Genomic DNA, 21,869 nt, shown 5'->3' on the forward strand with positions numbered 1-21,869 from the left:
ATATCTTTGCTGTCAATGATCGCTTGCTATTCCTGCAATATCACCAACATTACACCGCTTCTGTTTCATACGTCATGATCAAAGCCTTACTTAGATTTTTAGCCAAAATAACTCTATTCGCACTATCTTCCATTAGACTAAAGTGGTCGCCCGGAACAGGGATTAACTGAAGCAAATAGTCAGGTATAACCTGATTCCAGCCTAATGATGGTTCCATACTCAGGGAAGGTAATAGGGTTTCCGTAACGAAAGAGATTTGCGGGTAAGGCTCTATCGCATAGAACTGGTGGAGTATTATATCCAATACCTGAGGTTCATACTCTTTAATCATTTGCACATAATTTCCCATTTGCTCCCAACGTCTTGCAACCAAATCAGGGCGAAGATTTGCAGGATATAGTTCCAATTCCTGTGCTGCGGCAACAAATTGAACCAAATTTAATTTATCTATTTTCTGATGCAATACCGCAAGTTCCTCTTCATGTTCCCCATCCGACTGTTTTGCCAGTTCAGCAAGAAACTGGAGTTTAGGCTGAATGATCTGCTGCTTAAAGCAGTGAGGGGCTGGTGTATCAATCAACCCCAGAAAATCGACAGTCTCACCAGCGTTTAAAAGTTGCTGGGCAATGGCATAGGCTAATACTCCACCAGAGGAATAACCATAGATCCGATATCGGCCTTCCGGTTGAACCGACTTCATAAAGGTAATCATTTGAGTAGCCAACGCTTCAATAGTTGATACCTTCTCTTCATTGATGGAGGGCCAGGGCAATGCATAAATCGGATAGTCGGAATGAATATATTGCGATAAACCAAAAACATAGGAGTAATCATTCATGCCGCTGGGTACAAAGAATAGTGGTGATTCTATTCCGGCTGAACGCACGGGTATTGCACTGCTTTGTGGCTGAGACAGCGGGTCTAAAGTGATTTTTGAGACCAGTTCAGCCAATACAGGAAATTGAAATAGATTGTTCAATGTACACATCAGACCACGATCTGCGGCAAGGTTTATCATCCGCATCGCAAGCAGTGAGTGGCCACCCAACGCAAAGAAATTGTCATATCGGCCTATTTTTTCAATCCCGAGTAATTCCCGCCAGATAGCAGCTAATGTAATCTCAACCTCTCCCTGTGGCGCTTCATAGGTTTGATGAGCAAAAGAACTCTGATCAGGCTCCGGCAGTGACTGACGCTCCAGTTTACCGTTAGGTGTCAGCGGGAAGGCATCAAGACGGATAAAAGCCGCCGGTATCATATAATCAGGCAATGACGCACTCAGGTATTCGCGCAAATGGTTAACCAGATTGTCATCCATTCCCGCCACGACATAAGCCACCAGACGTTTATCCTGCCCGTCACCTAATGCCAACACGATAGCCTCATGTACTGCCGGATACTCAGTCAGTCGGGCTTCGATTTCACCCGGTTCAATCCGGAATCCACGGATTTTTATCTGTTGGTCATTACGGCCAATAAACACCAGATTGCCATCCGGCAGATAACGGGCTAAATCCCCGGTTTGGTACATCCGTGCATTCGGTGTCGGACTGAATGGGTCAATCAGAAAACGTTCAGCAGTCAGATCAGGACGATTGAGATAACCGCGCGTTACACCGTCACCTCCGATATACAGCTCTCCAACCGCACCCAAAGGTACTGGTTGTTTGTTGTTATCTAGCAAATAAATACGGGTATTTGCTGTCGGACGTCCGATAGGAATGAATCCCCCCTGATAGTCTGACGGACAACGCCAGGCGGTAGCACATACCGTGATTTCTGTCGGGCCATAGGCATTGAATACGGTTGCTCTATCGCACAATGTCTGGATTAAGGTCGGGCTGGGCGCTTCACCACCCAATATTAACGTTGGCTTTATAGTGATCTGTGGTAAATCTGCACCATCTCGCAATAACGCGGGTGTCAGACAAGCATGTGTCACCGAATGTTCTTCCAGATAATGCCAGAAGAGACGCGGGTCCTGACGAACAGCATCGGCAGGAATATCCAGAGTAGCTCCACCACATAACGCCATCATAATTTCCCAGACGCTGGCATCGAAACCAACTGAGGCGAATTGTAACACCCGACTATGAGAATGAATGGCGAACTGGCTGATTTTATCCTGTATCAGGTTGACGAACCCTCGATGTTCAACCATTACGCCTTTCGGTGTTCCCGTCGAGCCGGAAGTGTAAATTACATATGCCAGATGCCGTGACGTTAACGCTGAAACCTGCGGATTGTTATCCCGTTGGTCAGGCGAAATATCATTCGGGTCAAGTACAGTTAATTTCGTAAGTGCTTCTTCACCCAATGCTGCCCGCCCGGTATTATCTGCCAGTACTACTAACGGGGCGGCATCACTCAGCATATAGGCCAGACGATCACCCGGATAGCTGGGTTCCAGTGGCACGTATACGCCCCCTGCTTTCAAGACTGCCAATAAACCTACTATTCTTGATGGAGACCGCTTCACACAAACTGCCACCCGTTGTTCAGGCTGCACGCCCAGTGCAATTAATTGATGAGCCAAGCGGTTTGCATTGCGGTTCAGTTCAGCATAACTGAAGGACTGTTTTTCATAAATCAACGCGGTAGCATCAGGCGTTTTTTCTGCCTGTTGCTCAAATAGCTGGTGGATGCACAGTTGATCAGAATACGCCGTTTCAGTTGCGTTCCATGTTTTCAGTAGCAAATTTTTCTCTGCTTCAGGCAGAATTTCCAGCGTTTTTACCGGTGCCTCCGGTGTCTGTTCAAGTGCTTCTACCAAACTCTCCAGTGCCCGTTGCATATAACCGCATACCTGTTCTGGATCAAATGGTTGGACAATTTGAGCGGTTAATCCCAATGCTTCGCCAAAATCTTCCACTGACAGTGTAAATGGATAGTTAGTTCGCTCCTGTGCTCCGAGGAATTCAACACCATCCATGATTTGATTTGAAGTCATCGGCAATGCATTATGCCGATAGTTCAGCAAGGTACTGAACAGGGGCGTTCCACCCTGCACTCCACTGCAACGTTGAGCCAGCGCCAGTGATGCATGTTCATGTGTCAATAATCCAGCCAACCAGCGATGTGCCTCCCGCACACTCTCCTGTACAGGGGTACTATCCATATCCAGCCGTAACGGTAAGGTATTGATAAACAGCCCCATGCCATTATCGGCACCTTCACCGGCTGCCATACGGCCGAACAATACCGTGCCGAATACGACTTTTTCCTGCCCGCTGGTGCGCGATAACACCTGCGCCCAAGCCAAATGACACAAGGCCGCCAGACTGACACCCAGATTCCGCGCCTGATTGCGTAAACGGTCATTCAGATCTGCGCTCAACATTCGATGCGATTCTGAAATTTGCGAGCCATCATGATGAACTTCTGCCAACCCGAATGGTAACGTCGGTTCATTCACTTCAGCTAACATGTCGGTAAAGAAGCGAACATGCTGCTCCTGACTGACTCCCAACCGAGCCTGTGCTACCAGATTGCGGAAAGGTGGCGGCACAGGCAAATTGTTTTCTTGCCCATCAAGATAGGCCTGAACTTCATGACTCATCACATCCAATGCGGTATGGTCACCAATCAGATGGTGCATCAATTGCAGTACAATCCAGCGACCATCCGCTTCCGGTGCTACGACAAAACGCAATAACGGAGCCTGCCCCAAATCAAGGCGATAATGGCGGGGATCAAAACGTTGAGCTAATTGTTCACTGACTGGCCCATTCGCAGGGTTCAGCGCTAATTCAGTCACCGATAATCGTGCCTGACGGCAAACTACCTGAGCCGGAACGGATAACCCTTCCCAGATAAAAGCGGTACGTAAGATATCATGACGATTAATAACCTGTTGAACTGCCAGCAAATAACGTTCTAACAGAGGACGATTGGCAAAAGCCATCTGACCAGCCAACAAATACGGATCACCTTCGTCTGCTAATAAGTGGTGAAACAGAATTCCGTCCTGTAGCGGCGACAACCCATAGATATCCTGAATGTTGGTAATCCCACCCGGTATCTGCTTGATGATATGATCTATCTCAGGCTGATTGAGTTCAATTAACGGCAACATTTCGGGGGTTAATTCTATCGTTTCCGATGTAATGATGTTGGCCGGTACACCTTTACTCTGATTTCTCTTCAAAGTGTGAGCAAGCTCAGACAATACAGGTGACTGGAACAGATCACGTACTGCCAGCGTTAAGCCCAAATTACGCAAACGCTCGACCATACGTACCGCGAGCAATGAATGACCACCCAACACAAAGAAATTGTCATGTCGGCTTATCTGCTCAACCCCCAGTAACTCTTGCCAGATAACGGCGAGTATAGTTTCTGTTTCCCCTTGCGGTGCTGCAAAAAGCTGGCGTGCAAATGCTTCTTTACCTGATATTGGTAACGCCCGACGATCCAGTTTTCCATTAGGTGTTAGCGGAAATGCGTCCAGACAGACAAAAGCCGCAGGTACCATATAGTCAGGCAGTGATCTACTCAGGTGTTGATGCAGGCGGTTAACCAGATCGCTATCCTCATCTGCCACGACATAAGCCACCAGACGTTTATCCTGCCCGTCACCCAATGCCAATACTAATGCTTCCCGTACTGCGGGGTGTTCTGCCAGTCGGACTTCAATTTCACCCGGTTCAATCCGGAAACCACGAATTTTAATCTGTTGGTCGTTACGGCCAATAAATAGCAGATTACCGTCTGGCAGATAGCGAACCAAATCTCCGGTTCGGTACATACGTGCATTCGGTTTGTCGCTGAATGGATCTGTCATAAAGTGTTCAGCAGTCAATTCAGGGCGATTGAGATAGCCACGCGTTACACCGTCACCTCCAATATGTAACTCACCCACTGCCCCTAAAGGAACTGGCTGGCCGCAGGTATCCAGCAGATAAATACGGGTATTTGCGGTCGGGCGTCCGATAGGCGCTAATTCACCCCGATAGTCTGCCGGGCAACGCCAGGCGGTAGCACATATAGTGATTTCTGTCGGGCCATAGGCATTAAACACCGTTGCCTGACGGCTCAATCTCTGGATTAATACCGGGCTGGGCGCTTCACCGCCGAGAATCACGGTCGGTTTTATCTTTAACGGCGGTAAATCAGCACCATCTCTCAGAAGAGCCGGAGTCAGACAAGCGTGAGTGACTGCCTGCTCTTCCAGATAACGCCAGAGACGGTTTGGTTCCTGACGAACAGTATTGTCAGGAATAACCAGACCCGCACCACTTCCTAATGCCATCATGACTTCCCAGACACTGGCATCGAACCCAAATGAAGCGAATTGCAACATCCGGCTATGAGAATGAATGTCAAACTGGCTGATTTTATCCCGGATAAGATTGACCAGCCCACGATGCTCAGCCATTACGCCTTTCGGCGTTCCTGTTGAGCCGGAAGTGTAGATAACATATGCCAGGTGTTGTGACGTTAATCCGGCTATTTGCGGGTTACTTGTCGGTTGCTCAGGCAGGATATTCGGTTCAAGAACAACTAGTTGCGAAAACAGTTGCTCAACTTTTTTATCCTGTCCCTGACCTGATAATGCTGAATGCCCGGCCTTATCAGCCAATAAAATAGTTGGTGCGGCATCGGTCAGAATATAGTTCAGACGTTCACCCGGATAAGCCGGATCTAACGGAATATAAGCCCCACCTGCTTTTAACACAGCCAATAATCCCACTATCCGCGCAGGTGAGCTTGCCATACAAATCGCTACCCGTTGATCTGGTGTAACACCTAATTCAACAAGCTGATGCGCCAGCCGGTTAGCACGGATATTTAGTTCAGCATAGCTAACAGATTGGTTTTCATATACCAGTGCCGTAGCGTCTGGCGTTTTTTCTGCCTGCCGTTCAAACAGTTGGTGAATACACAACTGATCAGGGTACGCAGTTTCGGTTGTATTCCAGGTTTTCAGTAATAAGGTGTGTTCAGCTTCCGGCAGGATTTTCAACGCCTGTACTGATGTTTCCGGTGCCTGTTCCAGCGCCTTCGTCAGGCTCTCCAGCGCCTGCTGCATATAGTCACATATCCTTTCCGGATCAAATGGCTGGATTATCTGAGCAGTCAGCCCTAAATCGGAACCACCATCTTCTACCGACAACACAAACGGATAGTTAGTCCGTTCCTGAGCCCCAAGAAATTCAATTCCGCTGGTGGTTTTATCCAGCATGACCGATTGTGAATTATGCCGATAATTCAGCAACGCACTAAACAACGGTGTTCCGCTGGCAACTCCGCTACAACGCTGAGCCAGTGCAAGTGAAGCATGTTCATGTGCTAATAATCCCGCTAATCGGGTATGTGCAGTCTGTACACTTTCCAGCACAGAAGTTTCATCAATATCCAATCGTAACGGCAACGTATTGATAAACAGTCCCATGCCATTATCGGCACCTTCACCGGCTGCCATGCGGCCGAATAATACCGTACCAAACACCACGTTCTTCTGCCCGCTGGTGTGCGATAACACCTGCGCCCACGCCAAATGACACAAGGCCGCCAGACTGACACCCAAACGCCGGGCCTGACTACGCAGACGGTTCGTCAGATCTGCGGCCAACATCCGGTGTGATTCTGTCACCTGCGAGCCATCATGGTGAACTTCCGTCCATCCGAATGGCAAAGTCGGTTCATCCACTGCCACCAGCATATCGGTAAAGAAACGGGTATGCTCCTGCTGGCTGGTTCCTAAGCGGGCTTGTGCTACCAGATGGCGGAAAGGTGTTGAAAGCGGCAGGCTGTCTCCCTGCCCGTCCAGATACGCCTGTACTTCGCTGTTCATCACCTCCAGCGTAGTATGATCACCAATCAGGTGATGCAGCAATTGCAGTAAGATCCAGCGACCGTCTGTATTCTGAGCAATAAAAAAGCGCAACAACGGGGCTTTACTCAGGTCGATACGGTTCTGACGCGGATCAAAGCGCTGCGCTAATTGGTCACTGATCGGCTCGTCAGCCGGATTGAGTGTCAATTCTGTGATAAATAAAGGAACCTGACGACAAACAACCTGAGCCGGAACGGATAAACCTTCCCAAATAAAAGCGGTACGCAAAATATCATGGCGGTTAACGACCTTTTGAACGGCATTCAGATAACGATCCAGCAAAGACCTGTCTGCAAAAGCCTGTTGAGTTATCAGGAGGTAAGGATCGCCTTCTTTTGCCAGCAAATGGTGGAATAAAATGCCATCCTGTAACGGCGACAACGCATAGATATCCTGAATATTCGCAATCCCGCCCGGCACTTGTTCAACTATACGGTCAATCTCAGGTTGGGTCAGGTCAATCAGCGGTAACATCTCTGGCCTCAACATAGTCATATCCGGTGTAATACCGTTGTCAGGGACTGTAATTTCACCGTGTTGTACCAGAGACTGAGCCAAAACGCTGAGTATCGGATGTTCGAATAGCGTCTGCACCGATAAGCTCAGCCCCATACTGCGCAAACGTTCAATCATTCGTACAGCAAGTAGCGAATGACCACCCAATGTAAAGAAACTGTCATGCCGACTTATCGGCTCAACCTCCAGCAACTCACTCCAGATTGTGGCAAGCGTGTTCTCTATTTCCCCTTGTGGCGCTTCATAAAACTGACGGGCAAAAGACTGTTGATCAGGTGCGGGTAAAGCCTGACGATCCAATTTACCATTCGACGTCAGTGGGAATTTATCCAGACGTACAAAAGCGGCTGGCACCATATAATCAGGCAAAATAGCATTCAGATGTTCACGCAGGCTGGTGGCCAGCAGATTATCTTCTTCCTCTGTATTATTTTTTACCGGATTATTTGCCACTATATAGGCAATTAAACGCTTATTCTGACCATCCCCCAGAGCCAGTACCAATGCTTCCCGTACTGCGGGATGTTCTGTCAGTCGGACTTCAATTTCTCCCGGTTCAATCCGAAAACCACGAATTTTCACCTGCTGGTCGTTACGGCCAATAAATAGCAGATTGCCGTCCGGCAGATAACGAGCCAGATCTCCGGTACGATACATTCGAGTATCAACGTTATTGCTAAATGGATCTGGCAAGAAGCGTTCGGCCGTTAATTCAGGCTGGTTAAGGTAGCCACGAGCCACACCCACACCGCTGATATATAACTCACCTACTGCACCCAGCGATACTGGCTGGCCATATTTGTCCAACAGATAAATACGTTTATTCACTGTTGGTTTGCCGATGGGAATTAGTTTTCCTGATTTCTCTATATAGTCTGGATAGTCTGGCGGACAATGCCAGCTGGTGGCAATCACGGAAGTTTCCGTCGGGCCATAAGCATTGAACAGATTAGCCCGGGCACGTAATGCCTTAAACAAGGCGGAAGACGGTGCTTCTCCTCCAAATATTAGTGTGGGTTTTATGGTTATCTCCGGCAAGCCACTACCATCATGGAGCATCGCAGGGGGAAAACTAGCGTGTGTTATTGCTTGCTCTTCCAGATAATGCCAAAGACGCTGAGGGTCCTGCCGGACAGTTTCCGCCGGAATAACCAGCATAGCCCCACTGCTTAACGCCATCACGATTTCCAAGACGCTGGCATCAAACCCGAATGAAGCAAATTGCAATACCCGGCTGGTTACACCAACATTAAACTGAGCAACTTGCTCCAGTGCCAGATCAACCACGGCCTGATGCTCAATCATTACGCCTTTCGGTCTACCCGTGGAGCCTGAGGTATAGATAACATATGCAAGATGCCGGAAGGTTAGTTCAGGGACTCGCGGGTTACTGTCCGGCTGATTTGGTAAGGTGTTTGGGTCTAGTACAATCAGCGCTTTCAGGGCTTTTTCCCCCAGTGCCGCCCGGCCAATATTATCCGCCAGTAAAATAGCCGGAGCAGCATCAGTGAGCAAATAAGCCAAACGTTCACCCGCATAAACCGGATCTAATGGCACATAAGCCCCGCCTGCTTTCAGCACCGCCAGCAATCCGACTATTCTCTCCGGTGAGCGTGCCATACAAATAGCGACAGGTTGGTCTGGCATTACGCCTAATGCAATTAACTGATGTGCTAATCTATTAGCGCGGGCATTCAATTCAGCATAGCTGAGCGTCTGATTTTCAAACTTTACTGCAATAGCATCAGGGGTTCTCTCTACCTGCTGTTCAATCAGCTGATGAATACACAACTGCTCAGAATACGGCGCTACAGTCCCACTCCATGTTTCCAGCAATAGTGTCCGTTCAGCGGATGATAAAATATCCACGGAGTTAATTGATTGTTGAGGCTGGTTTACCATCGCCCGCAATAAGGCCTGTAAGTAGCCGACCTGCCTTTCAATCGTTGCATGGTCAAACAAGGCAGAGGAATAATTCAGTTCCCCGATAACTTCATCGGCCTTTTCCGTCAGTTCCAGTTGTAGGTCAAATTTAGCAATATCATATCCCTGTACAACCGGTGTCACTGCTAATCCCGGCAGTTGCCACTCTTCGACATCATTCTCCTGCCAGGCAAACATCACCTGAAATAGCGGAGTATGCTCCTGTCTGCGTGGCGGTTGCACTATTTCAACCACTTGCTCGAAAGGCAGATCCTGATGTTCCTGAGCACCCAATGTCGCCTGCCGCACACGCTGGAGCAGTGTTACCATATCCAATGTGCCGGATACATCATTGCCCGATAAATCAATACGCAATGCCAGAGTATTAACAAAAAACCCGATCAATGGCTCGATTTCCCGCCGGTTGCGGTTGGCACTCGGTATGCCAATCACTAAATCATCCTGTCCAGACAATCGCGACAATAATGCTGCCCAAGCCGTCAGCAATATCATGAATAATGTGCTGTCATGTTGCTGTGCCAGTCGCTTCAAATCCTGTACCAAGACCGCATCAATCTGAACAGGTACTCGGCCGCCACTAAATGATTGTCGGGACGGGCGTGGGCGATCTGTGGGTAATTCCAGTAATACCGGAGCATCGGCCAGTATTCGACGCCAATAATCACTGTGCGCACGTAGTTTTTCACCGGAGAATACTTTACGCTGCCAAGCGGCATAATCAGGATATTGAATAGCCAGCGGCGGTAATGGATCAGGCTGTTCATTCAGGCAAGCCGAATAAAGCGCACTCAGTTCTGATTTCAGTATCTCTAACGACCAACCATCAGACACAATATGATGCTGAGTCAGTAAGAAGATGTAATCCTCATCATCATGCTGTATTAATGCACAGCGGATCAGAGGGCCACGGGCGAGATCAAACGGAGTTTCTGCCTCCTGTTTACACAAAAGCTTCAGTTGCTTATCCAGATCAGGCATACCGCGCAAATCGTATTGCGTCATCGGCAGAAGAGACTCCGCTGGCAACAACTCAACCTGAGGCTGACCATTAGCCGTGATGAAGACTGAGCGCAATGCTTCATGACGGGCAAACAGACGATTCAGCGCCTGTTGCCAGGCGGTAATATTAAGCTGACCGCGCAGATACAGTGTCAGGGGAATATGGTAAGTGTCACTGACGCCATCAAACTGTGCCAGAAACCATAAACGCTGTTGAGCAAATGACAGCGGCAAGGCACTACCATTATTATGATTACGGGGTACGGGGATAATCTCAGGTAATTTATCCCCTCCCTCATTGCGTTGTGTACTGATTTTTTGCGCAAAATCAGCAAGTGACGGTGATGCAAATAAGACAGCCAGCGGCAGATCAACACCCAAAGCGGATATGCGATTCATCACCCGCACTGCTAACAGTGAATGACCACCCAATGCAAAAAAGTTGTCATATCGGCTGATCTGCTCAATACCTAACAATTCACTCCAGATAGCCGCCAGTGTAGTTTCTGTTTCTCCTTGTGGAGCTGCGTAAGCCTGATGAGCAAAAGCGTTTTTCTCCGGTACTGGCAATGCCTGTTTATCCAGTTTGCCATTAGGTGTCAGCGGGAAAGCATCCAAACGTACAAAAGCCGCTGGCACCATATAATCAGGTAAAATAGCACTTAGATGTTCGCGTAACCGGATAGCTAATCCGTTCTCTTTTTCTGCCGAACTGTCTTCTGTAACAACATAGGCGATCAGTTGTTTATCCTGCCCGTCTCCCTGCGGTAGCACCCACGCTTCGCGTACCTCAGGATACTTTGTTAAGCGGGCTTCAATCTCACCCGGTTCAATTCGGAAACCACGAATTTTAACCTGTTGATCATTACGGCCAACAAATACCAGATTGCCATCCGGCAGATAACGGGCCAAATCGCCGGTGCGATACATTCGCACCCCGACTACATTAATAAACGGATCTGCCAGAAAGCGTTCGTCAGTCAGATCAGGAAGATTGAGGTAGCCGCGCGTTACACCGTCACCACCAATATATAATTCCCCCACTGCGCCCAACGGAACCGGTTGCCCCACATTATCCAGCAGGTAAATACGGGTATTCGCTGTCGGACGTCCAATCGGTGTCAGTGTATCGGTATAATTTGACGGACAACACCAGTGAGTGGCACATACCGTGATTTCTGTCGGGCCATAAGCATTGAACAATGTGGCTTGACGGGTTAATGTCCGAAGGAGTGCCGGGTTGGGTGCTTCACCACCCAGTATGATGGTCGGCTTTATTGTTAACGTCGGTAAATCAGCTCCATCTCTTAACAGAGCCGGAGTCAGGCAAGCATGCGTTACCGATTGATCTTCCAGATAATGCCAGAGGCGCTGCGGGTCCTGACGAACCGTGTCGTTCGGAATAACCAGACTAGCCCCACTACTCAGCGCCATCATGGTTTCCCAAATACTGGCATCAAAACCAAATGAAGCGAACTGCAACACCCTGCTACCGACATGAATAGCAAACTGGCTGATTTTATCCTGAATAAGATTGACCAAACCACGATGTTCAATCATCACTCCTTTGGGTACGCCTGTCGAACCGGAGGTATAAATTACACAGGCCAGAGAGTACGAGGTTAATGCCAATATCTGAGGATTAGTGTTTTTCGGGTTGTTATCCGGTTGATTGGAAAAAGAATCAGGTAAAATAGTCGGTTCAAGCAAAGTCAATCCGCATAGTGCCTCCTCACCTAACGCAACACGCCCTGCCTGATCAGCTAATATTATTGAGGGTGCAGCATCATTTAAAATATGGTTCAGACGCTCACCCGAATAAGCCGGATCTAAGGGTACATAAGCTCCCCCCGCTTTTAGCACTGCTAACAACCCCACTATCCGTGCCGGAGAGCTTGCCATGCAGATCGCCACTCGTTGTTCTGGTGTGATTCCTTGAGCGATAAGCTGATGCGCTAATCGATTAGCATGAGTATTCAACCCGGCATAGCTCAGTGTCTTTCCTTCATACACCAATGCCGTAGCATCGGGGGTTTTCTCTGCCTGCTGTTCAAATAACTGATGAACACATAATGTATCAGGATACGGTGTTTCCGTTTTATTCCATGTTTCCAGCAATAACGCACGTTCTGTTTCAGGCAAAATATTCAGTGACCGTATCGGTGTTTCCGGTGATTGCTCCAGCGCTTCTGCCAGACTTTCCAGCGCCTGTTGCATATAAGCACATATCCTATCCGGCTCAAATGGCTGCACTACCTGCGCGGTCAGCCCCAGAGTAGAACCCCCGTCCTCCACCGACAGTACAAGCGGATAGTTAGTCCGTTCCTGTTCACCCAAAAACTCAATGCCCGGTACAACCTCGTGTGGGATAAGTGGTTGCTCATTATGACGATAGTTCAACAGCGCACTAAACAGGGGTGAACTTCCCGTAATTCCGCTACAACGCTGAGCCTGCGCCAGTGAAGCGTGTTCATAATCCAGTAATCTGGCCAGCCGGGATTGTGCCAGTCGTATACTGTCGTGCACCGATGTATCATCTATATCCAGTCTCAGTGGCAGAGTATTGATAAACAGCCCCATGCCACTATCCACTCCTTCCCCCGCCGCCATACGCCCGAACAGTACAGTGCCGAATACCACTTTGCTCTGCCCGCTGGTTCGTGACAGTACCTGCGCCCAAGCCAAATGGCACAGTGTTGCCACACTAATACCCAGACGCCGTGCCTGATTGCGTAAACGGTCATTCAGATCTGCGGTCAGCATCTGGTGTGATTCTGTAATTTTTGAGCCATCACGATGTACTTCGGTTAAACCAAACGGCAGTGTCGGTTCATCTACGTCAGCCAGCATATCGGTAAAGAACCGGGTATGTTCTGCCTGATTGTTATTCAATCCGGCCTGCGCTACCAGATTGCGGAATGGCACCGGAATCGGCAAATTATTCTCCTGCCCGGCAAGACAAGCCAGCACTTCGCGGTGCATTACTTCCATTGTGGTATGGTCACCGATCAGGTGATGCTGTAATTGCAACACATGCCAGCGACCATCACTGCCTTGTGACACGACAAAGCGTAATAATGGCGCCTGACTTAAATCAAAACGATACCTACGTGGATCAAAGCGATGAGACAATTGTTCATTGACCGGCCCGTCAGCCGGGGATAAGGACAGCTCAGTGACCGATAAAGGCGCTTGACGCCAGACTACCTGTACCGGTGCAGACAATCCCTGCCAGATAAATGCTGTCCGCAGGATATCATGACGATCAATGACCTTCTGTACTGCCGCCAGATAACGATCAAGCAACGCACGGTCAGCAAAAATCATCGGATAGGCCAGCAAATAGGGGTCACCTTCTTTCGCCAGCAAATGATGGAACAGAATCCCGTCCTGTAGCGGCGACAACCCATAGATATCCTGAATATTAGCGATCCCACCCGGAACTTGTTCAACAATGTGGTCAATTTCAGACTGAGTCAGATTAATCAGTGGCAACATTGCCGGAGTCAGCATGGTAGTTGCCGGGGAAATCACATTCGGTGGTATAACCACAGCCTGATGCTGTCCCAGACTCTGAGCCAGTTCTGACAACACCGGAGACTGGAACAGATTACTGGCAGCCAGTGTCAGCCCCAGGCCGTGCAGCCGTTCAATCATCCGAACACCCAGTAATGAGTGACCGCCCAGTGCAAAAAAACTGTCATGTCGGCTAATTCGCTCAATACCCAGTAATTCGCGCCAAAGAGTCGCCAGAACAATCTCCATTTCTCCCTGAGGAGCTTCATAAATCTGACGTGCGAAATCGTTCTCTCCCGGTGCAGGCAATGCTCGTCGATCCAGTTTACCATTCGGCGTCAGAGGGAATTCATCCAGACGCACAAAGGCCACAGGAACCATATAATCCGGCAACCGTGTACTCAGGTGTTCACGCAGGCGAGCGGCTAACCCGCCACTTTCTTCAGTCAACACATAGGCAACCAGTTGTTTGTCCTGCCCTTCCCCTGAGGCTATCACTACGGCTTCACGTATTGCCGTATATTCCACCAATCGGGTTTCAATTTCTCCCGGTTCAATTCGGAAACCACGGATTTTAACCTGTTGGTCATTACGCCCCAGAAATGCCAGATTACCGTCCGGCAGATAACGGCCCAGATCACCGGTTCGGTACATGCGCGCGTTCGGTTTATCGCTGAATGGATCGGTAAGAAAGCGTTCAGCGGTCAACTCAGGACGATTAAGATAACCACAGGCCACACCATCGCCCCCGATATAAATTTCCCCTGTCATTCCCGGCTCAGTCGGCTGACCATCAGGTTCCAGCAAATAAACCCGGGTATTAGAAATGGGGCGACCAATAGGAATAGATGTTATCTCCGATGCTGACTCACGAATAAGATAGGTCGTCGTAAACGTGGTTCCCTCACTTGGACCATAGGCATTCAATAATTTTTGTGGCGGATTCTTCCGCAGCACTTGAGCAATAATATGTGGATCGAGGACATCTCCCCCAACCAACAATATCTTAAGTTGAGGCAGCACTGGGGATAGCTCTTCAGCCAGCCGGTTAAACAGCCCGACACTCATCCATAGAATCGTAATACGATGAGTCTGTAATGCCTGAATAAAATCTGGTGGTGTCAGCAACGTGGTATGGTCGATAACCACCAGCGCAGCACCGTTGAGCAGCGGTGCCCAGACTTCAAAAGTGCTGGCATCGAAAGCCGGATTAGCGGCAAAAGCAATCCGATCATTGGGTTGGATATCAGCATAACCATTATTAATAACCAACCGGACGACCGCCCGATGTGGCACAATCACCCCTTTCGGTATACCCGTCGAACCGGAGGTATACATGATATATGCGGGATCGGCACTGGTTCCCAATAAATTAAGATTGGGGTGGGCTTCTTCCCTGATAGGTTCTGTTTCGGGGGTAAGACGGAGACGAGGAATAGCCCATTCAGACGGGATCGTCATCTGCATATCAGTCAGCAGTAATTTGGCAGAACAATCAGTTATCAGCCATTTCTTCCGTTCATCCGGTACATTGGGGTCAACAGGCACATAAACCGCACCAGACTTCAGGATGGCTAACTGAGCTATCACCAATTCAATTGAGCGCTCTAACAGAATTGCCACATGGTCATTGCGACGAATACCCTGCTCAAGCAGTTGAGCAGCCAACTGGTTGGCCCGCGCATTCAACTCTGCGTAACTCAGTGTTTTATTTCCGGCAATGAGTGCTTTGGCCGCTGGTGTTTTCTCTGCCTGTTCTTCAAATAACTGATGAATACATATATGGTCAGGATATGGCGTTTCTGTGCAATTCCAGACTTCCGGCAACAGAGCATATCCAGTCTCAGATAATTGATTAAACTTTGCTGAAAATATGTCATCACTCATCTTTTCTGATGACATATTTATTGACTCAGCTTCAAGAGTATTTCCTTTACTGGTAATACTATCTTTCATTTTCTTACTACCTCAACGAATCTATTGGATATTTGAAAACCGTTACATTTGTTTTTTTGAATTACTTATTTACTTACGGTAACTATCACGAGAGTTTTCTTTTATTTTCAGAAGAAATAACAACAGGACCGCCAAGCATCGAAAGATGCTTGGAAAGTGTTTTTCTCAGATACTGAAAGTCATATCCGATCAATAATCAGACAAATAAAATCATGCGGGAATAACGCCCACATCACGGAATAAACAGCTCACGCAATAAATTGGAGGAAGTTATTTCATTTTTTCCCTGTTCTTAGATAAGCGTCTTTGATCTGCCGCAATTTTTATTAGTGGACGCTTAATTCAGCAACTAAATAAAATTGATGAATTGAGTATATCAACGGGTAATTTCGACAAGAATGTATTGTATTTTTACACTGGCAGTTAATATCATGAAAAAATTATTTCATATAAAAACAAATAACCAAAAACATCCAATATCAATAAAAATACTCAAAAAAACAAACGCATATCAACATACTAAAAACCGTATTTTCATATAAAAATCATGCCTATACATATCATTTTATGATTCTTAGGATTTGCTAAAATACAAATAATGGTGAAATTTAATTTCAAAAGGTAATAATTAACAGAGTGAAATAACTTTCACTGTATTATTTTATAATAATACAAAACATTTTGAATATGAGGCATGGTTGATATTGATATCTAAAATAGAAAATTAAAATAATAAAAAATGATACAGTCAATTACTTGACAAAATATCAATACTGAAAATGAATAACAAAAGAACAATGAAAAACGATAATCTGTAGGCAATAATTTTAAACAACCAAAATTTTAGACTTAAAAAAATCAATATGGAAATAATACAACCACACATATCGAGATATAGATCAATTAGTTCTACCAATAAAATATAATCCCATGTCGTAATTATCAAAAGTGTAAAAAGACACAACCCCAATAATGTCAATTTTATTTATGGCACTACTTTCTTACAGGCAGTATGCTGAACCACTAATTTATGCGGAAAACCCTATTAGTTCATATAAAGAAAAATCTTTCTAATTCCTATACGTTGAAAGATAAGTTGGAAATAACACTTATTTTATTTTTCACTGTCAGAAGGAGCTTGATTTTGCCAGATACTAATCGACGCAAGTTTATTAAAACCTGTGCACAAACCGCAGGAGCCGTTTTCGCAATAGCTTCATTGCCCGGCAGTATTCGTCTGGCGATAGCGGCAGAGAACGGAAGTACCACCAGCGATGAATTCCTGTGGCTGGAAGATTTACAAGGTGAAACCGCTCAGCGGTGGGTGAAGAAGGAAAACAAGCGCACCATCGAACGTTATGCTCAGGGAGATGGTTTCCGTAAGTTAGAGCAGCAAATACTAAATATTCTTAACAAAGACACCCGGATTCCGTGGGTCAATAAGCATGGCGATTACTATTATAATTTCTGGCAGGATCAGAATAATCCTCGTGGCCTGCTGCGGCGCACTACTCTGCAAGAGTACCGTAAAGCCCAGCCAGTATGGGAAACGGTGCTGGATATTGACGCTCTGGGTAAAGTTGAAGGCAAAGACTGGCTCTACCACGGCTTGCAGCCTCTGGCTCCAGAATACCGATACTGCCTGATGAAATTGTCGCCGGGCGGAGGAGACGCTGTTGAAATCCGTGAGTTTGATCTGACCACTAAGCAATTCATTAAGGGTGGTTTCAGCGTACCAGTAGCCAAAAGCAGAGTGTCGTGGATTGATAAAGACAACATATTTATCGCGACCGATTTTGGCTCCGGTTCAATGACCCAGTCCGGCTATGCCCGAATCGCTAAACGCTGGCGGCGCGGTACACCGCTGAGTGCTGCCGAAACACTGTATGAAGCTCAGCCGGAAGATATGATGGTATTCGCCTATCGTGATCGCACTGCCGGGTTTGAACGCGATTATGTAGGCCGTCATCTGGATTTTTATCGCCGTGAATATTTCTTACTGACAAAACAAAATCAGAAGGTCAGGATTGATATCCCGGAAGATGCAGAGATCAGCACTCACCGTGAGTGGCTATTGATAAGACCGAGTAAAGAATGGAATGTGGGAGGGGTTCGTTATCCGTCCGGTGCTTTACTGGCAGCGAACTTCGACGATTATCTGGCAGGCAGGCGTGATTTACAGGTACTTTTCACGCCCGATGAAGAGACAGCATTAAGTAGCTACAGCAGTACCCGCGATCACCTGATTCTCAGCATCATGGATAATGTGGTAAACCGACTTGAAGTATTGACGCCGCAGGGTAATAGCTGGCAGCGGCAGCCATTGGGTAATCCGGGTACTATGAGCAATATTTCAGCCACCGGTATTGATGAGAAAACTAACGATTACTTCCTGACTATCAATAATTTCCTGCATCCGGCCTCGCTGTATTTAGGCAACCTCGACGGCCGTGAAGCGGAGCTGCTGAAACAGGCACCGAGAGATTTTGATGCTGGTAACTATCAGGTCAGCCAGCATTTCGCCCGCTCCAAAGATGGTACTCGTGTGCCGTATTTCCAAATTTCAGCCAAAAATCTCAAACTGAACGGCAGAAATCCTACACTGCTGAACGGCTATGGTGGTTTTGAAATATCGCTACTGCCAAATTATATAGGCAGTGAGGCACCCGCTTGGCTGGAACGTGGCGGTGTTTATGTCGTCGCTAATATCCGTGGCGGTGGCGAATATGGCCCGGCGTGGCACCAAGCCGCTCTTATGCAGAATCGCCATCGTGCCTATGAAGATTTTGCGGCAGTAGCGCAGGACCTGATTGCTCGAAAAGTAACATCATCAAAACATCTTGGCGCGCGTGGACGCAGCAACGGTGGTCTGCTGGTCGGCAATATGTTAACGCTGTATCCGCAGCTATTCGGTTGCATAGTCTGCGGCGTGCCACTGCTGGACATGCAGCGCTATAGCCAGCTTTCCGCCGGCGCTTCATGGATTGCTGAATATGGCGACCCGAGCAAACCGGATCAGTGGGCATATATCAAAACCTTCTCGCCGTATCACAATATCAAGGAGCAGGTAGCTTACCCGCCGGTACTTTTCTATACCGCAACCAGTGATGATCGGGTTCATCCATCACATGCACGTAAGATGGCAGCACGTATGCAGAAAATGGGCTATCAACAGGTGTATTTCTATGAGAACACGGAAGGAGGACACAGCGCTGCGGCTGATAAAAAACAGTCGGCATTCCAGAGCGCAATGGTCAGTGAATTTATGTGGTCCAGCCTGAATAGCAAGGCTTAACTACTGGTAGCTAACTTTCAGAGTACCGACAAAGTGCTGGTTTTTTATCCGGCACTTTGCTTTAACCAATAACATTTATCATGGCTTGAGCACGCGATCTCGAACGCCGTAGCCGAAGAGCATTACTCTAACGTTTACGTGTGATCAGGTAGAATATTAGTTCATTTCACCACTTCCAAAACTCTACGCAATGAAACAATTTAATAAAAATGCTCAATCTTATGACATCGTAAGAAAAAAAATCACCTATCCCAGTGCACTGTATTCATCTCTTTCATCCCGTACTCCCGCTAAAGAAGCAGCATTAGATATCGGATGCGGTAATGGTATTTCAACTGTTCATTTGCAAAAGTTATTTGATCACGTAGAAGGCTGTGATATAGGCGACGTTTTGATCGATGCAGCACGACAGAATTACCCTGATATCCTGTTTAACGTGTCGCCATCAGAGACATTTTCACCACATCACTCTTTTGATCTCATCACCAGTGCCACCTCTTTCTATTGGATGGATCGCAAAAGAATACTTATGAATCTACAGGAATGGCTAAAACCTGAAGGGATTTTTTGTGCATATAAATATGATTTTCCTGTGGTATATGGCCCACTTCGCGATTATATCGAAACGGAGTTGGTTACCCGTTGGTCACGCTATCGAGATCCACGCCTGATCCAGTATGACAATACGCTTGAGCTAATGTGCAGTTGTTCACACCTGAAAAATGCTTGTAGAGAACTTTTTGCAAATATTATTTTCCTTACTCCAGAAGAAGTAGCATTATTTTTCCTATCTACAAGTTATGTAACCCGATATATCGAAGAAGAAGGTGGCGAAACTTATGCCCATCAATTTCTGGAAATGGTAATGAACATTGACAAATCCTCATCAGTTGCTGTCAACTTCGATATTCATGCATTCACTGCGGTCAGACGCTGAATCTTATCCATGACGAACGTATATGTAGCAATACGGAGAGTTAGCTACGACAGCTAACTCTTCTTTGCGGAGTGTTTTGGTAGGATAAAGAAAGAGAATTACCACCCTGAGGGCAGATAACCCAATAATGAAGCGATGGCATACACTGCGCTGGCCGAATACAGCAACACGATGCTTATTTGCAGCAACGGATGCGTAATCCAACTGCACTGCCAGCATGGGGTTCGATCACCGTATTTCCGTGCGCCACGAAGGATCAGTATCGGCATAATAGATAAAATCACACCACTGAATACACCGGCGAAATACAGCGCGTTAACGAATGACACCAGTCCGCTGTAAGCCAGTACAAACGGGGGTATTGCCACCACCAACAGTACACCGAAACGTCGTAACGGCTGCTCATCATTACCCAGCCGGAATTTGTCAAAGATATTAGTCAGGAAACTACCACCCAACCCCCAGTAAGAAGTTAATATCGCGCACAACGCAAACACGTTAGTGGAAAAGAATGCCCACTCTCCCAGTGCCTGCCCCCATGCAATCGTTACTACATCAGAGATATTATCCAGCCCGTTAAGCGCAATCACTGACATCGGCACTACAGCCAGCAGCACAAAGATCATCACCATGCCAACAATAATCGCTTTCGGTAGCTGTTCCGGCTTATCGACGAACCCACGCGCCATTTCCGGCACGATATACTGTGCTGAAAAACTAAATACCACTACATTGAATAACGGCACCATAAAGAGCCAATCTCCGTCCAGCAAGTGACGCATCTGGGTGCTGTCTTTCAGTAGCGTTGCTGCTACCAGCGTTAATAGCATTACCAGCATGCCAATGCTGATAAATTTCTCGCCACGCCCAATCGCTTTTAATCCGAGATACAACACCCCTACCGCCGGTATAAAAAACAACAAACTACCGAGAGTCGGTGAAATACCCAGCAGTGACTGTAACAATTGACCACTGCCGCTCATGTAAGCAGTCAGCGCACCAATACTGTTGATGCACACCGAAAAGAACATCACCCATGCACCTAAACCGCCAACGTAGCGTTTCGCCAGACCGCTAAGTTGCAGGTGAGCGCGGGTACGCAGAGTCGATTCAGCGACATACAGCATAGTAATGGTCGTCAGCACACCCACCAGCACCAACCAGAACATCAGAGGTAAAAAGCCTGCTTTTCTTGAAGCGTAAGCGATGGACAGCAAACCAGCACCAATATTTGTGCCAACAATCATCGCTACTCCTTCGAGGAAACTCAGTGACTTACCGGATACAGATACCGTCTTTTCAGAGGCAAGCACTGAAGAAATACTGGTATTATCAGAAGACATACATCCTCCTTTATCTCCCGCTGGAGTGACCACCGGGGCAGGTTAATTTCACGGTGGTCAATGGCTCACATCGATACACAGGTATTTCAGCTCCAGATGCTCCTCAATTCCGTCGCGCCCCCTTTACACCAGAACCCATACTGCATCACACCGTCGAGCAGAACATATTTATGAAACTGGAACGAACTCTAATTAATACACTTTGCTTTTAATTAATTATTAGTACTAACGTTTTAATAGTGAAAACCCCAACAAGTCTCACTTACTTACCCTGTTCGGTATCCTGAGTAAGGAATACTCCTATCATTTTGAAAAGGAATTTAAAGTTTAGTGCAAAAAAACAGAGGAAAAATTCTAGATTGTGAGTTTTGTCATATGAAATCACACAAAGTTACTCAGTTATAAAAGGATAATATAATAATACATCTTGGATTCGACTAATAAGTGCAATTTCTAAGAAAGGCGGTCAGTTGCTATAGTAGGCATCTTTCTCGCCAAAGGAAAATGCACTATGACCTATACACA

General features: G+C 47.1%; 4 protein-coding genes. 2 read left to right on the forward strand and 2 right to left on the reverse strand.

Annotation, left to right across the window (positions count from 1 at the left end):
- Positions 1 to 49: 49 nt before the first annotated feature.
- Entirely contained in the window at positions 50 to 15,769 is a 15,720-nt protein-coding gene (locus Xinn_RS13095) for a non-ribosomal peptide synthetase (RefSeq protein ID WP_099137664.1), read from the reverse strand.
- 1,210 nt (positions 15,770 to 16,979) lie between these two features.
- Between Xinn_RS13095 and Xinn_RS13100 the strand changes: the two genes are divergently transcribed.
- Positions 16,980 to 19,064 carry a prolyl oligopeptidase family serine peptidase gene (locus tag Xinn_RS13100; RefSeq protein ID WP_086956408.1) on the forward strand — a complete coding sequence of 695 codons (2,085 nt, stop codon included), beginning with the start codon at positions 16,980 to 16,982 and terminating at the stop codon, positions 19,062 to 19,064.
- A gap of 190 nt (positions 19,065 to 19,254) precedes the next feature.
- Positions 19,255 to 20,001 carry a class I SAM-dependent methyltransferase gene (locus Xinn_RS13105; RefSeq protein WP_086953099.1) on the forward strand — a complete coding sequence of 249 codons (747 nt, stop codon included), beginning with the start codon at positions 19,255 to 19,257 and terminating at the stop codon, positions 19,999 to 20,001.
- 98 nt (positions 20,002 to 20,099) lie between these two features.
- Here Xinn_RS13105 and Xinn_RS13110 read toward each other — a convergent pair whose 3' ends face one another.
- Positions 20,100 to 21,344, reverse strand: a complete 1,245-nt coding sequence (locus tag Xinn_RS13110; protein WP_086953098.1) for an aromatic amino acid transport family protein — start codon at positions 21,342 to 21,344, stop codon at positions 20,100 to 20,102.
- Positions 21,345 to 21,869: the final 525 nt, after the last annotated feature.

Source organism: Xenorhabdus innexi, from assembly GCF_002632485.1.
Classification (GTDB): domain Bacteria; phylum Pseudomonadota; class Gammaproteobacteria; order Enterobacterales; family Enterobacteriaceae; genus Xenorhabdus; species Xenorhabdus innexi.